Below are 13,773 nucleotides of genomic sequence, written 5' to 3' on the forward strand. Positions count from 1 at the left end.
CACTTGTCCCGAGGGCCGTGGTGTGGGGGAGGTTGCAGGCTGGCGCCGGGATCGAAGGCTCTCGCCGCCGCTCCAACAAGCGGGGTTATCCGTCCGCCTTGGGGGTTCTCCGCTGTTACATCACCGAACAACCCCCAACACGAGCGGATAACCCTCGAAGCTGTCAAGCCGCGCCGTGCGGAAAGCCGGGGCGCGCGACTCGCCGGCGGCGCCCGAGTAAGTCACTCGTTCCGGGGATTCGTCTCATGCCGGCGCCTACGCGCGAGCCGCGCTGGAGGGTGCCGGCAGCGTCGAACCAGTGCACGGCACAGACGGCATCCGGCTCAGGTGCGGCCCTCGGATTCTTGGGCTTCGAAGAGGGTGGGCTGGGACTCGGGGTCGAGGCCCCAGTCGGCTCGCATGACCGTGTAGCCGGCCTTTTGGGCTGCTGTGACGACCTTCTCGTCGTCGTCGACCAGCACGGCCACCGGGCGTTGCTCGGACAGTCGTTTCAGGCGGCCGAGTTTCATCAGCATGGACGGGCGGCGGTCGGTGTTGCCGCGCATGTAGATCTTGCCGTCGGGGAAGCCGTTGTCCTTCAGCCACTTCTCGGTGTCGCGCCGGAGCCGCTCGGGGCGCCCCGTGAGGTAGACGATCACGTGGTCCGCGGCCAGCGTCGTCGCGACGGCGAGACCCTCGTCGAGGACCGCGTCCTCCTTGGCGTGGGCGAAGAACGAGTCCCAGTCCTTCGGTTTCCGCTCGATGAAGTGGATCCGCCGGCTGGTGTCGGACAGCGTCGCGTCGATGTCGAGTACGGCGTACGGCCGGTCGTCACTCATGGGTACCAGCCTCCCAGGTCCGTCGATCGGTCCCGTACAGCACCTCGCCGAACTCGGTTCCGGGCAACGGGTCGTCGAAGTGCTCGTGGTACACCTTCAGGAAGCGCAGCCCGGATCGCCGCATCACCGCGCGGGAGCGGTGGTTGACCGCCATCGTGTCCGCCACGACCCGTTCCATGCCGAGTGCGAAGGCGTGCGCGATCAACGCCTTCGTCCCCTCGGTGGCGTACCCCTTGCCCCAGGCGGCCCGCACCAGCCGGTACCCGACGCCGACGGTCGCCGGGTCGTCGGTCGGCTGCATCCCGAACCACCCCACGAACGCCCCGCCGACCTTCTCCTCGGCCGCGAACGTCCCCAGCCCCGGATGTTCGGCGTAGACCTGCAGGATCCCCGGCAGGATCACGCGCTCGATCTCGGCGCGCGGGGTCGGCTGACCGGTCAGGAACCGCATCACCGCTGGATCCGAGTCGAGCAGGACCAGCAACTCGACGTCGCCGGTCCCGAACCGCCGCAACCGCAACCGCTCCGTCTCCAACCTCGCCGCCACCCCCGAACCTTCTCATCTTCGTGCACGAGGTCCGTATGCCGAGGGCCGCGTCCCGCGGACCTGGTGCACAAAGAGGGCGGGTGAGGGCGGGTCGGCGCGGGCGAAGGCGTGTCCGGAGTGTGGGCGGTGTGTGGCGATTCTGTGTGTTGAGTGTGCGACTGTCGGTGGCTCGGGTTAGCGTTCTTCCCGCAATGGACGACTCGATCACGTTTCTGCACAGCTCGGACTGGCAGCTGGGGATGATGCGCCGGTTCCTGGGGCCGGACGGCCAGGCCCGGTGGGGTCAGGCGCGGCTGGATGCTGTCGCGCGGATCGGCGAGGTCGCGGAGCGCACCGGGGCGGCGTTCGTGGTCGTCACCGGGGACGTGTTCGAGCACAACCAGGTCGAGCGGCAGACGATCCTGCGGGCCTGCGAGGCGCTGAAGCGAATCCCGGTCCCGGTCGTGCTGCTGCCCGGCAACCACGACGCGCTCGAGCCCGGCTCGTTGTGGACGTCGAGCCAGTGGCAGGCGCACGCACCGGAGCACGTCACGGTCCTGACCGAAACGACGCCGTTCCAGATCCTGCCGGGGGTCGAGATCGTCGGCGCCCCGTGGCGGTCGCGGCGCCCGCTCTCGGATCCTGCCGCTCCGGGGTACGCCGAGCTCTCGGCCGACCCCGGCACGATCAGGATCCTGCTCGCCCATGGGCAGCTGACGAGTCTGTCTGGCGGCATGTCCGACGTACCGACCATCGACCAGGTGGCGCTGGAGGCCGCGGTCGCCGACGGCCGCCTGCAGTACGTCGGACTCGGCGACCGGCACTCGACCACTCGGGTGACCGACCGGATCTGGTTCTCGGGGACGCAGGAGGTCACGTCGCCGGAGGAGGACGCTCCGGGCAACGTCCTCAAGGTGACGGTCGGCCACAGCGACATCGACGTCGAGCCGGTCCGGGTCGGTGCGTGGCACATGGTCGACCACCGCGTCGAGTTGTTCGACGAGGAGGCGATCCAGGCGCTCGAGGACTGGTTCGCCGAGCTGCCGGACAAGGAGCGGACGTACGTGCGGCTGGCCGGCGACGGGTCGCTGCCGCTGCCGTCGCTCAGCCGGCTGGACGCGATGATCGACGCGCAGGGCGAGGTGTTCGCCAGCGTCGAGCGCTGGGTCAAGTTCTGGACCGTGCGGCCCGCGCCGGACGCGGCCGACCTGGAGTCGCTGCAGCTGAGCGGTCCCGCCCGGGCCGCGATGGAGGAGCTGCGGCAGGCGTTGGCCGGCGGCGACGAGGGCGCCGGTGCCGCGCTCTCGCTGATGCACCGATTGGCACGGGACGCGGGATGAGATTACACAGCTTGGCGCTACGGGACTTCCGTGGCGTCAAGGACCGTATTGTCCGGTTCCGCACGCTCGGCACCACGGTCGTGGTCGGCGACAACGAGGTCGGGAAGTCGAGCCTGGTCGAGGCGTTCGGGCTGGTCTTCGAGCTGCCCGACGACTCGAAGTCGACCCGGATCCGCGACATCCAGCCGGTCGGCCAGGACGTCGGTCCGCAGGTCACCGTCGAGCTGAGCCTCGGTGGTCGCGAGCTGACGTACGCGAAGCGCTGGCTGAAGAACCGCTCCACCGAGCTGACCGTCGTCGAGCCGGACGGCCGCCGGCAGTCCTGGACCGGGCGCGAGGCCCACAACGAGGCCGAGCGGCTGTTCCACTCGCACGTCGACCCGGTGCTCTGGCAGACGTTGATGGTCAGCCAGGGCCAGTCGTTGGTGCTCCCAACGCCGGCCGATGCCGAGCCGTTGATCACCGCGGTCACCGCGGAGTCCGGCACTCCGGTGGACGGCGCGTCGATGCCGCTGGTGTCGGCGGTCGAACACGAGTACCTGCGGTACTGGACGCCGCGTGGCAAGCCGACCGGCGACTTCGCCAGGTCCGCGAAGGCGGTCGCCGCGGCCGAGCTCACCGCCGCGCAGGCCCTGCAGGCGATGGAGGAGGTCCAGTCCGACATCCGCCGGGCCGAGCGGCTGAACCTCGATCTCGACGACGTGTCGAGCCGGCTCGGCGACCACCTGGCCGGCCTGGAGGAACTGCGCGAGCGCAAGCAGGCGACCGACGAGATCCTGCTCCGCCGCGACTCGATCCGCTCGCGGGCGGAGACCGCGCGGGCCCGGCTGGAGAACCACACCCGGACCAGGCTCGAACGTGAGCGGCTGCTCGACGAGGTCGAGCGGTTCGTGAAGGCCGAGGCCGAGCTCGCGACCCGGCGGGCCGACGCCGAGCTGGTCGCGAAGACGGCCGCGGACACCGTGCACGCCGCCGAGGCGACGCTGGCCGAGGTGGTCGAGCTCAAGGACCTCCGGCGGACCGACGTCCAGGAGGCGGAGCGGCGGGTCTCGGACCTGATGGATCGCGCCGAGCTCGACCGGCTGCTCGGTCAGCAGAGCGAGCTCGTCGACGTCCGTGCCCGGATCGCCGCGGCCGGCACGATCCTGGACCGGATCAAGGTCGACGACGCGATCGTGGCGGCGCTGGAGGACGCTCGCGCCGCGGTCGTCGAGGCCCGCGCGGCGCTCGCCGCCGGCGTCCCCGAGGTGACGGTACGGCGGCTTGGCGCGGAGCCGGTGGAGTTGTCGGGGACCGGGCTCGACGGGTCGCGGGGTGCCGTGCCGTCGGAGCTCGGATTCGACGAGACCACCGAGGTGCTGGTCTCCGGTGAGCTGGTCGTCGGTGTGCCGGGGCAGGTCGAGGTCACGGTCCGCGCGGGTGGCGAGGCGGCGACGCTGCGGTCCCGCGTCGACGACGCCGTACGGCGGGAGAAGGACCTGCTGAAGAAGGCCGGCGTGAAGGATGTCGCGGCCGCGCGCGAGTTGCTGCGCAAGGCGGACACCGCGAGCGCCGAGCTGAACGAGGCCCGGCGGACCGAGAAATCCCTGACGGCCGGCGGCGATCCGGGCGAGCGGATCGCGGTGCTGACGGCGCGGCTCGGGCCCGGTCCGGCGGACGACGCCGAGGAGAGCGGCCCGAAACAGCCGGCAGTCGAAGGCGTGCCAGGGCAGATGTCGCTGTTCGCGGAGTTCACCGAGTTCGCGTCGGCGCACGACACGTTGTTCGACGATGTCGAGGAGCCGGCGCCGCGGCCGGACGATCTCGCGGGAGCGCAACGCGCGCTCGAAGCGGCCCGGAACGGGCTGGCCGAGGCGGAGCGCCTGCTGGCGGACGCCGAGTTCGCGGCCGCGCAGGCCCGCAAGGCGGCCGACGAGGATCGGTCCGAGGCGCAGAACGCGCGCGCTCGCTCGGAGCTGGCGGGGGAGCGGTTGGCGGCCGCGGTCGAGGAGCTGGACGCGGCCCGCGCGGTGCTCGACGACGAGGCGGTGGCCGCGGCGGAGACCGAGGCGACGGCCGATGTCGAAGCGGTGCTCGAGGAGCTGACCGCCGTACAGCAGCAGGCGGATGCGGCCGGGGCGGATCAGGTCGCGGGCGAGCTGGCGGACGCGCTGGCGGTCGCGGCCCGGTTGCAGGGGGAGCGGGACACGCTGCGCGACGCCTTGCGTACGACGGAGGGCCGCCTGGAGCAGTCCGGGCGGGACGGGCTCGCGACCCGGCGCGATCTGGCCGAGTTGGAGTTGGCCGCCGTACGGGCGGAGCACGACAGCCTGGAGCGTCGCGCGGAGGCGGCCCGGCGGGTGCACGAGACGTTGAGCCGGCATCGGGCCGAGGCGCAGACGAAGTACTCCGAGCCCTTGCAGAGCCGGATCGAGGCGCTCGGGCGGAGCGTGTACGGACCGTCGTTCCGGGTCTGGCTGGACGACGATCTCGCGGTCGCGGAGCGCGAGCTGGAGGGCACGCGGTTGCGGGTCGATGCGCTGTCCACCGGTGCGCAGGAGCAGCTCGCGATCATCACGCGGCTGGCGATCAGTCACCTGGTGAGCACCGGTGACTCCAGCGTGCCGGTGATCTTCGACGATGCGCTCGGCTGGTCCGACAAGGCCCGGCTGCGGGACATGGGCGCGCTCCTCGGCCGCGCCGGGGACCACGGTCAGATCATCATCCTGACCTGCATGCCGGACCGCTACGAGTACGTCCCGAAAGCCACCTTCATCAAGCTCGACGACTGAGCCGATCAGCGGGCGTACGGGTGGCGGCGGTAGTAGTACCACAGCGCGCCGCTCGCGAGCCCCGCGCCGACGACGGCGCCGGCGATGGTCTGCGCGATCTCGTTGGCGGTGTCGTCCACCGGGACCTGGATGACCACGGTCGTCTCCGGGTGCTGGACGATCGTCCGCTGCGGATGGTGCGGGTCGTCGGGATCGATGGCGCGGGCCGAGGCCGGGGCCGCGCCGGCGACTGTCGCGCCGCAGACCAGGATCGGTAGGGCGATGGCGGCGTAGCGACGTTTCATGATTCCCCCTCCGCCTCCACGATCCGGCGGCGGTGGGGACGGGCACATCAGACCTGGCGGATGATCCGCTCCGGTGCGCTGTAGGCGACGCAGCGCTCACCCCGGGTGAACCCGGCGATCGTGACGTCGAACCGGCGGGCCAGTTCGACGGCGAGACTCGAGGGCGCACCCACCGCCACGATCATCCCGACTCCCGCGGCGACCGCCTTCTGCACGATCTCGTAGCCGACCCGGCCGCTGACGGCGAGCACCAGCCCGCTGCGGCTGTGTTGGTTCAGGACGGTCCAGCCCACGACCTTGTCGACCGCGTTGTGCCGGCCGACGTCCTCCTTCACGACGACCTTCCGTCCGTCGGTGGCGAACAGGCCCGCCGCGTGCAGTCCGCCGGTCCGGCTGAACATCGGCTGCGCCTCGCGGAGCAGATCGGGCAGCCGGCGTACGACGCCGAGCGGGACCTCGACCGGATCGACGGGGTCGTACTCACGCTCGGCGAGCTCGTCGAGACTCTGCTGGCCGCAGACACCACAGGCGGCCGACGTCACGCCGTACCGCTGGGGTGGCTCGCGGTCCGGCGGACCGTCGAGGGCGACCGTGACGGTGTTGAACTGTTGCTCGCGGGTCAGCGCCACATCGGTGCAGTAGGCAACGGTATGGATCGCACCGGGGCGGACGGCGAAGCCTTCGCCGAGGCAGAAGCCGGCGGCGAGCTCGAAGTCCGCGCCCGGGGTACGCATCGTGACGACGAGCGGCTCGGGCGGCCGGCCCGGCCACTCCAAGCGCAGCTCCAGCGGCTCCTCGGTGGTGACCAGGTCCTCCCGGCGCGACGTCCGGTCACCGTCGAGCACCTCGACCTTGAACCTGGTGGTAGGCCCTTTGCTCATGCCCCCACAGTAGGCCGCCTCACCAGCCCCGGCGCACGGCGAGCCAGTCGAGCGCGGTCCACGCGGACAGCCGCTGGTGCTCGCGCAACGCCGGCGTACATCCCGGTGGCGGGGGCGTATCGGCCCTCCGCATCATGCACGCGGCGATCGCCGCGATCAGGCAGTCGAGCTGATCACCGGGTACGTCGGCCGTCAGCGGGCTGCGCGTGAGCGCGGTCAAGGTGTCGATGCCGTGGTGTTGGGCGAGCGGCAGCAGGCCGACCCAGTCCACCCAGCGCGGGCCGAGCGTCAGCCAGTTCCAGTCGACCGTCCAGCAGGTGCCGGCGTCGTCGATCAGGAGGTTGTCCGGGCGCAGGTCGGAGTGCGTCGCGGTATCGCCGACGAGTACGTCGGGAACAGCGGCGGTCAGGTCGGCCAGCTCCGGGAGCACTCCCGGTACCCAGTCCTGGAGACCGGCCGGCAGCGGCATGTCGCCCGCGAGGATCTCCGTCGGAACCGTGATGTCCTCCACGACCAGCTCCGTGAAACTGTCGAGCCCTGCCAGCGGACTCGGCCGCAAGGCGTCGGCCATCGCTTCACAGGCGGCCGTCACGCGCGCGAAGTCCGCCGCGGTCCAGGGATCGCCGGGCATCCGGCCGTCGACCCATTCGGACGCGACCGCGAACCAGTCGTGCTCCTGCACGGTGGCGACGATGGACGGAGCGTGCACCGAAGCCGGGAGCTCAGGGACCACCTCGGCCTCGCGCCGGTAGGCGTCGTACGCGTGCTGCCCGGCCGGCGCGGCTTTGATGAAGACGCGGCGGCCGTCGGCCAGCTCGGCGCGGGCCGCGAAGCCGCCGGTGAAACCCGAGCTGACCGGACGCGCGACCGCGCTGACCTTCGCGCCGAGCGCGGCGGCGATCGACTCCTGGAGCGCCCGGGGCAGCGAGGTCCAGTCCGGGCGGGCTGAGGTGGCGGAGTAGTCGACGTCGGGGGCGCGGCTCATCCCATACACGATAGGAGCACGGACCCGGCCGCGCTCGTGGTTTATCCCGCGACGCGTGACGGCGCCGCCCATCCGTTGACCAGGGCAACCAACTCGACGTACCGGTGCCATCGCGGTCCGCCGGTGGTACGCCGTAACTCGATCAGCCGCCCGCGCAGTTCCGGGTCGGACCACAGCAGATCGTCTCCCGCGAGTGCGCGGTAGCCCACTGCCATCCGGCGTACCGCTGCCCGGAAGTCCTCGTCGGAGGCGAGCGTGGCGAGCTCCAGCCAGGCCTGCACCTGGCGGGGCTCGGCGTTGTCGGGGAGGACCGGCGTGAGGTTCTGACGCATCGCGGCGAGGCGAGGATCGTCGCCGATCACGCTGTCGAGGAAGCCGGCGATCAGCGCGCGGCGGTCCTGCTCGGACTGTGCGGTCAGGTCGTGCATGCGAGTGAGCTCCTCGGGGGTCGAGTGATGGTGAGCGACCACCGCGACGACGGCATGCTGTGCCTGCAGCGTCCGGATCTGTACGGCGAGTGCCTCCGCGTGGGCCGCGAGTACGTCGGCCAGCGTCCGCTCCTGCTCCAGTACGGTCCGCACGGTCTCCAGGTCCAGGCCCAGTGCGCGCAGCGTGCGGATCAGCTCCAGCCGCGCCACCGCGCTCCCGTCGTACCGCCGGTGGCCGGCATTGGTACGACGCGACGTCAGCAGCCCGAGGTCGGAGTAGTACCGCACGGTCTTCACCGACACCCCGGCCAACCGCGCCACCGCACCGATCGAGTGGTCCATGCCAGCCACCCTCACACCTCCCGCAACAGGAGATACAAGCCTAAGGATCCCCCTGAGTGCTGTGGCTCGCTATCGGTTCACCCCTGATGTTGTCCCTGAGCAGTTGGCATGCCGCTGGGGAACGGACCATTTCTGAGGTGAACCACCAAAACGGTGCCACGACCTGCCACTTGAAAAACTCACGCCATATCAGTTGTGGGCGAACCTTTCCTTGGGCCGAGCGAAGGTGATGGAGATCGCGGCGACGATCGCGCACGCGATGCCGACGCTGAACGGGACCCAATAGGCGTTCGACGGGCCCCAGACGTCGACGGCATGACCGGCCGCCGCGTTACCGGGGGCGACGCCGAGGAGGATGCCCGTCACCGTCCAGGTGATCGCCTCGGTCAGGCGCTCGGGCGGCACCCACTCCTCGACACACGCCGTCACCGCGACCATCGTCGGAGCGATCGTCATACCGCAGCAGAACAGCACCACACCGAGCATCGGCACGCTGGTGACCCAGGGGAGTGGTGCGAGGGTGATGGCGAGCGCGATCGTCCCGAACAGCAGTCGCCGTTCGACCGGCGCCCGCCAGTGCACCGAGCCGTACCAGAGGCCCGCGAGCAGGCTGCCGAACGCCCAGACCGCGAGTACGACGCCGGACAGCCCGGCCTGGCCCTTCTCGGTGGTGAACGCCACGGTGATGACCTCTGCGCCACCGAGGGTCGCGCCGAGACCGAGACCGATCAGGCTGAGCAGCATGATCGACAGCCAGGGGAGCGGCGCCTGCTCGGCGCCGTTCGACTTGCCGCGTCCCGGCGGGTCGGAGCCGCGCAGCAGCGCCAGCCAGAGCCCGCCGGCGAGCCCGAGTACGCCGGCCGCGGACAGGGCGGCGTACGGACTCATCTGGGTCGCGAGGGTGGTGACCAGGACCGGGCCGACGATGAAGACCACCTCGTCGCCGACAGCCTCGAGCGCGAAGGCCGTCTGCAGGGCGCGCCCGCGGCCGAGCAGATGCGTCCAGCGGGCCCGGACGAACGAGCCGACCTGGGGACGGGTGCCGCCGGCAAGGAACGACAGCGCGTAGAGGACCCAGGTAGCCGCACCGGCACGCACCGCGAGCAGCAGCCCGGCCAATGCGACGGTGCAGGCCACCGAACCGATCAGCAGCAGGCCGCGCTGGCCGAAGCGGTCGACGAGGCGGCCTTGGATCGGACCGGTCAGGGCTCCGGCGATCACGGCCACGCCGGAGATCGCGCCGGCCAGACCGTACGAGCCGCTCTCCTGGGCGATCAGGATGACGATCCCGAGCCCGATCATCGAGATCGGCATCCGCCCGAGGATGCCGGCGGAGAAGAACGCGCCGGCGCCGGGCCGGCGCATGAGGTGAACGTAAGGCTTGAGCATGAGAGACCGGGAACACCTTAAGGGATGGCCGTCTGAGAAGCTTGGAATATGTCACCCGCCGCACCCCCGTACGACGCTGTCCTCCTGCTCTCCTTCGGTGGCCCCGAGAAGCCCGACGACGTCCTGCCGTTCCTGCAGAACGTGACCCGCGGCCGGGGCATCCCGGACGAGCGGCTGAAAGAGGTCGGGGAGCATTACTACTCGTTCGGCGGCAAGAGCCCGATCAACGACCAGAACCGGGCGCTGCTCGCGGCGTTGCGGGCGTCGTTCGACGAGATCGGGCTGGACCTGCCGATTTACTGGGGCAACCGCAACTGGGCGCCGTACCTGACCGACACGCTGCGCGAGATGACCGCCGACGGGGTACGCCGGGCCGTGGTCATCGTCACGTCCGCCTACCCGTCGTACTCCGGCTGCCGGCAGTACCGGGAGAACCTCGAGGACGCCGCCCGTGAGGTCCCGGACGCGCCGCGGATCGACAAGCTCCGGCACTACGCGAACCATCCCGGTTTCGTCGGGTCGTTCGTGGAGTCGACCGCCGAGGCGCTGAGCAAGCTGCCCGAGGGCTCCGCGATCGCGTATGTGACGCACTCCATCCCGACCGCGATGAACGCGACCAGCGGCCCGGACGGCAACGGGTACGTCGACTGGCACCTGGACGTCGCCGCCGAGATCACCGCCGAGCTCGAGCGCCGGACCGGGCGAACCCTGCGGAACGACCTGGTCTACTGCTCGCGGTCCGGTCCGCCGCGGGTGCCGTGGCTCGAGCCGGACGTGAACGACCACCTGGAGGAACTCGCCGCCGCGGGCGTGCCCGGTGTTGCCGTCGTACCGATCGGGTTCGTCAGCGACCACATGGAGGTCATCTACGACCTCGACACCGAGGCCGCGAAGACCGCCGCGAAGCTCGGGCTGCCGATGGCGCGCGCCGCGACCCCGGGAACCGACGAGAAGTTCGTCACGATGCTCCGCGACCTGGTCGTCGAGCGGGCCGCCGCCGAGCGCGGCGAGCAGCCCGTCCGGCCCTGCGTCGGCAAGCTCGGCCCCGCCTGGGACGACTGCCGCCCCGACTGCTGCCCTGCCCTGCGCCGACCGACCCCGAAGGAAGCCGTATGAGCCCTGAGAGCACCGAGAGCCCCCAGGACCTGCTGAAGCTGGCCGTGGAGGTGGCGGAGGAGGCAGCGAGCCTGATCGTCGAACGCCGCCGCGGCCGGATCACCGTCGCCGACACCAAGAGCACCGTCACCGACGTCGTCACCGCCGTCGACCGGGAGTCCGAGGAGCTGATCCGGGCCCGGGTCCTGCAGGCCCGCCCGGACGACTCGTTCCTCGGCGAGGAGGGCGACGACGTGGTCGGCCCCAGCGGCGTGCGCTGGGTCGTCGACCCGATCGACGGCACCGTCAACTATCTCTACGACCTCCCGACGTACGCCGTCTCGATCGCGGTGGAGTACGCCGGGGAGACCGTCGCCGGCGTGGTGGTTGACGCGCCGAAGGGTGAGGTCTTCACCGCGACCAAGGGTGGCGGCGCGTTCGCGAACGGCGAGCCGATCGAGGTGTCGGGGGAGACCGAGCTGGCCAAGGCCCTGGTCGGGACCGGGTTCGGGTACGACCCGGCGCGGCGCCAGGTGCAGGCGGAGGTGATCCAGCACCTGATCACCCAGGTCCGCGACATCCGCCGGATCGGCGTCGGCGCGATCGACCTCTGCTACGTCGCCTGCGGGCGGCTGGACGTGGTCTTCGAGCGCGGTCTGAACCCGTGGGACTACGGCGCGGGCGCGCTGATCGCGGCCGAGGCCGGCGCCGCGGTCGGCGGGCTGCACGGTGCGCCGGTGTCGCCGGAGATGTCGATCGCGGCCAGTCCGGCGCTGTTCGGGCCGTTCCACGATCTGCTGGCCGCCGCGAACCCGTTGCGCGCTTGATCGTTGAAGAGTGCTCGTTCATGCGCAGTATCGCGCACTAACGAGCATTCTGGTGTTCGGTCCTGACATTTGTCGCGACACGCGGGCCACAGCATGGACCCAGTCGTGCATTGCGGAGCGTTATAGGGCACAATCCCGTCCTCGGGAACGGTGTTTGCCGGTCCCGGCCTGGCTGTCAAGGGTTTCGGGGGACGAAGATTCAGCGCGGTGCGCCGACGCGGAATTTCTCGGCCGCTCCACCCGTTCAAGGGCTCAGCAGGCAACACCACGGGTACGAAGAGGGCAGGGAAACACCATGGCGACTGATTACGACGCCCCGCGCAAGACGGACGAGGACGCTTCCGAAGAGTCGATCGAGGAGCTGAAGACTCGCCGTCACGACAAGAACTCCGGCAAGGTCGACGAGGACGAGGCCGAGGCCGCGGAGAGCTTCGAGCTGCCCGGCGCGGACCTGAGCCACGAGGAGCTGGCAGTCCGGGTCCTCCCGCGTCAGGCCGACGAGTTCACCTGTTCGAGCTGCTTCCTGGTTCATCACCGCAGCCAGCTCGCCGAAACGAAGAACGGGCAGCTGATCTGCCGCGACTGCGCAGCCTGACCGAGCGGCCCTGCTTCGTCACGAACGCAACAGCGGGACCGGCCCACTCCTGGTGGGCTGGTCCCGCTGTTGTGCGTCCGCGGCCGGTCAGGCGTTTGAACCGACCACTCGCTTGAATCGACGTACTACTCGCTGACTATTCGTCGTCCGACTTCTTGCTGATGCTCTTCAGCAACGTTCCGTCAGCGGCGGCCTGCTCGTAGCCGGGCGGGGCGTACCCGGTGGACTTCAGCCAATAGGCCGCGGCCCGGCGCTCGGCGAACAGCTTCGCGGCGGCCGCCGCGGCGGCGCTGGTCGCCGCCCAGGTGATCACCTCGGCGTACCCGCCTTCGCCGTGCTTCGGCGGCTTCCCACCGGATCCGAGCTTCCAGGCCGTGCTGACCGCCTTGCTCGCGGCCAGGCCGACCACGATCGTGAACGCGGCCTGTACCAGCTTCCAGCCGATCTTCGCTCCGACCACTGCACCCTCCTAACACGACTCCTGACAGTCAGGATCTTCCCACGCTGTGCCCGCTGAGCGCGGCAGCCAACCGGTCGGGGTGGCGCGTGGCGATCACCCAGTACGGCGTCGGGTCGCCCGGATCGGTGATCTGGACCCGGACCGCGCCACGCAGGTAACTGCGCAGTACCAGGTAGGCCTTCGGGTCGCAGTCGCGCCCGAACGCCAGCCGGGCCTGTTCACCCGTCAGCGCCTCGACGGTCCCGAGGTACGAGCGGTCGATCTCGGCGCGTCCGGCGCGCAGGTGCCGGTCGTCGACCTCGACCCGCGCACCGCCGTACCGGACGAAGAGGAGCAGCAGCAGTACGGCGGCCAGTCCGGCGACGATCGCTCCGGCCGGTACCGACACCGGCACCGCGACGATGACGAACAGCGTGACGACCGCGGCGGCGGCGATGATCCACCAGGACACCGGCACCCGCAGACTCTCCCGATACGTACCCACGGGGCCAGCCTGGCACGAACCTGCTCCGGCGCGCTCGATAGGGTCACCTCTCGTGACCGAGGTACTGATCCAGCGACTCGACCCCGACCTGCCGATCCCGTCGTACGCGCATCCCGGCGACGCCGGCGCGGACCTGGTGGCGGCCGCCGACCTGACCCTGAAGCCGGGGGAGCGCGGCCTGGTCGGCACCGGCATCGCGATCGCCCTTCAGGACGGGTACGCCGCGTTCGTGCACCCGCGCTCCGGCCTGGCCCACAAGCATGGCGTCTCGATCGTGAACGCGCCCGGCACCGTCGACGCCGGCTACCGCGGCGAGATCAAGATCAACCTGATCAACCTCGACCCGCACGCCGAGGTGACGGTGCGGCGCGGCGACCGGATCGCCCAGCTCGTCGTCCAGCAGGTCGAGAAGGCCCGGTTCGTCGAGGTGACCACGTTGCCCGGATCGGCGCGGGGCGACGGGGGACACGGGTCGACCGGTGGCTTCGGAGATGTGACACGCTGATCAGGTGCACCCGCTGACCTGGCGGATGCGGGAGACTACGGCG

At 70.7% G+C, this 13,773-nt stretch carries 15 protein-coding genes; 6 read left to right on the top strand and 9 right to left on the bottom strand.

Annotation, left to right across the window (positions count from 1 at the left end; all coding sequences use genetic code 11):
* Positions 1-323: 323 nt before the first annotated feature.
* Both ACFYRH_RS14585 and ACFYRH_RS14590 read right to left on the bottom strand, forming a co-directional pair.
* Positions 324-818 carry an HAD family acid phosphatase gene (locus tag ACFYRH_RS14585; protein ID WP_387773730.1) on the bottom strand — a complete coding sequence of 165 codons (495 nt, stop codon included), beginning with the start codon at positions 816-818 and terminating at the stop codon, positions 324-326.
* A complete protein-coding gene (locus ACFYRH_RS14590; protein ID WP_387773733.1) occupies positions 811-1,365 on the bottom strand; it encodes a GNAT family N-acetyltransferase in 555 nt (184 codons plus the stop codon). Before ACFYRH_RS14590 ends, ACFYRH_RS14585 begins: the two co-directional genes overlap by 8 nt.
* A gap of 191 nt (positions 1,366-1,556) precedes the next feature.
* Between ACFYRH_RS14590 and ACFYRH_RS14595 the strand changes: the two genes are divergently transcribed.
* Positions 1,557-2,684 carry an exonuclease SbcCD subunit D gene (locus ACFYRH_RS14595; protein WP_387773736.1) on the top strand — a complete coding sequence of 376 codons (1,128 nt, stop codon included), beginning with the start codon at positions 1,557-1,559 and terminating at the stop codon, positions 2,682-2,684.
* A complete protein-coding gene (locus ACFYRH_RS14600; protein WP_387773738.1) occupies positions 2,681-5,455 on the top strand; it encodes an AAA family ATPase in 2,775 nt (924 codons plus the stop codon). Before ACFYRH_RS14595 ends, ACFYRH_RS14600 begins: the two co-directional genes overlap by 4 nt.
* A 5-nt stretch (positions 5,456-5,460) precedes the next feature.
* Here the strand turns inward: ACFYRH_RS14600 and ACFYRH_RS14605 are convergent, their stop codons facing one another.
* From ACFYRH_RS14605 to ACFYRH_RS14625, 5 genes are all read right to left on the bottom strand, one after another.
* Positions 5,461-5,739, bottom strand: a complete 279-nt coding sequence (locus tag ACFYRH_RS14605; RefSeq protein ID WP_387773741.1) for a hypothetical protein — start codon at positions 5,737-5,739, stop codon at positions 5,461-5,463.
* A 47-nt stretch (positions 5,740-5,786) separates the two neighbouring features.
* Positions 5,787-6,620 (bottom strand): formate dehydrogenase accessory sulfurtransferase FdhD, encoded by an 834-nt coding sequence (gene fdhD, locus ACFYRH_RS14610; protein ID WP_387773744.1) that lies wholly within the window; start codon positions 6,618-6,620, stop codon positions 5,787-5,789.
* Between the two features lie 19 nt (positions 6,621-6,639).
* Positions 6,640-7,605, bottom strand: coding sequence for a phosphotransferase family protein (locus ACFYRH_RS14615; protein ID WP_387773747.1), 966 nt, complete (start codon positions 7,603-7,605; stop codon positions 6,640-6,642).
* Positions 7,606-7,646: 41 nt separating this feature from the next.
* Complete coding sequence (locus tag ACFYRH_RS14620) at positions 7,647-8,375, bottom strand: MerR family transcriptional regulator (protein ID WP_387773750.1); 729 nt, start codon at positions 8,373-8,375, stop codon at positions 7,647-7,649.
* Positions 8,376-8,564: 189 nt separating this feature from the next.
* Positions 8,565-9,740 (bottom strand): MFS transporter, encoded by a 1,176-nt coding sequence (locus ACFYRH_RS14625; RefSeq protein ID WP_387773753.1) that lies wholly within the window; start codon positions 9,738-9,740, stop codon positions 8,565-8,567.
* Between the two features lie 72 nt (positions 9,741-9,812).
* On the opposite strand from ACFYRH_RS14625, the gene ACFYRH_RS14630 reads away from it, so the two are divergent.
* From ACFYRH_RS14630 to ACFYRH_RS14640, 3 genes are all read left to right on the top strand, one after another.
* Positions 9,813-10,880 carry a ferrochelatase gene (locus ACFYRH_RS14630; RefSeq protein WP_387773756.1) on the top strand — a complete coding sequence of 356 codons (1,068 nt, stop codon included), beginning with the start codon at positions 9,813-9,815 and terminating at the stop codon, positions 10,878-10,880.
* Positions 10,877-11,686, top strand: coding sequence for an inositol monophosphatase family protein (locus ACFYRH_RS14635; protein ID WP_387773759.1), 810 nt, complete (start codon positions 10,877-10,879; stop codon positions 11,684-11,686). Before ACFYRH_RS14630 ends, ACFYRH_RS14635 begins: the two co-directional genes overlap by 4 nt.
* Positions 11,687-11,981: 295 nt before the next feature.
* Positions 11,982-12,281 (top strand): DUF4193 domain-containing protein, encoded by a 300-nt coding sequence (locus tag ACFYRH_RS14640; RefSeq protein WP_130379292.1) that lies wholly within the window; start codon positions 11,982-11,984, stop codon positions 12,279-12,281.
* Between the two features lie 136 nt (positions 12,282-12,417).
* On the opposite strand, the gene ACFYRH_RS14645 is transcribed toward ACFYRH_RS14640, so the two are convergent.
* Both ACFYRH_RS14645 and ACFYRH_RS14650 read right to left on the bottom strand, forming a co-directional pair.
* On the bottom strand, positions 12,418-12,741 hold the full coding sequence (locus ACFYRH_RS14645) for a DUF4235 domain-containing protein (protein WP_387773762.1): 324 nt from the start codon (positions 12,739-12,741) through the stop codon (positions 12,418-12,420).
* Between the two features lie 28 nt (positions 12,742-12,769).
* Complete coding sequence (locus tag ACFYRH_RS14650; RefSeq protein WP_387773765.1) at positions 12,770-13,225, bottom strand: DUF3093 domain-containing protein; 456 nt, start codon at positions 13,223-13,225, stop codon at positions 12,770-12,772.
* 52 nt (positions 13,226-13,277) lie between these two features.
* Here ACFYRH_RS14650 and dut point away from each other — a divergent pair, with 52 nt between their 5' ends.
* A complete protein-coding gene (dut, locus tag ACFYRH_RS14655; RefSeq protein ID WP_387773768.1) occupies positions 13,278-13,730 on the top strand; it encodes a dUTP diphosphatase in 453 nt (150 codons plus the stop codon).
* Positions 13,731-13,773: the final 43 nt, after the last annotated feature.

Source organism: Kribbella sp. NPDC004875, assembly GCF_042873375.1.
Classification (GTDB): domain Bacteria; phylum Actinomycetota; class Actinomycetes; order Propionibacteriales; family Kribbellaceae; genus Kribbella.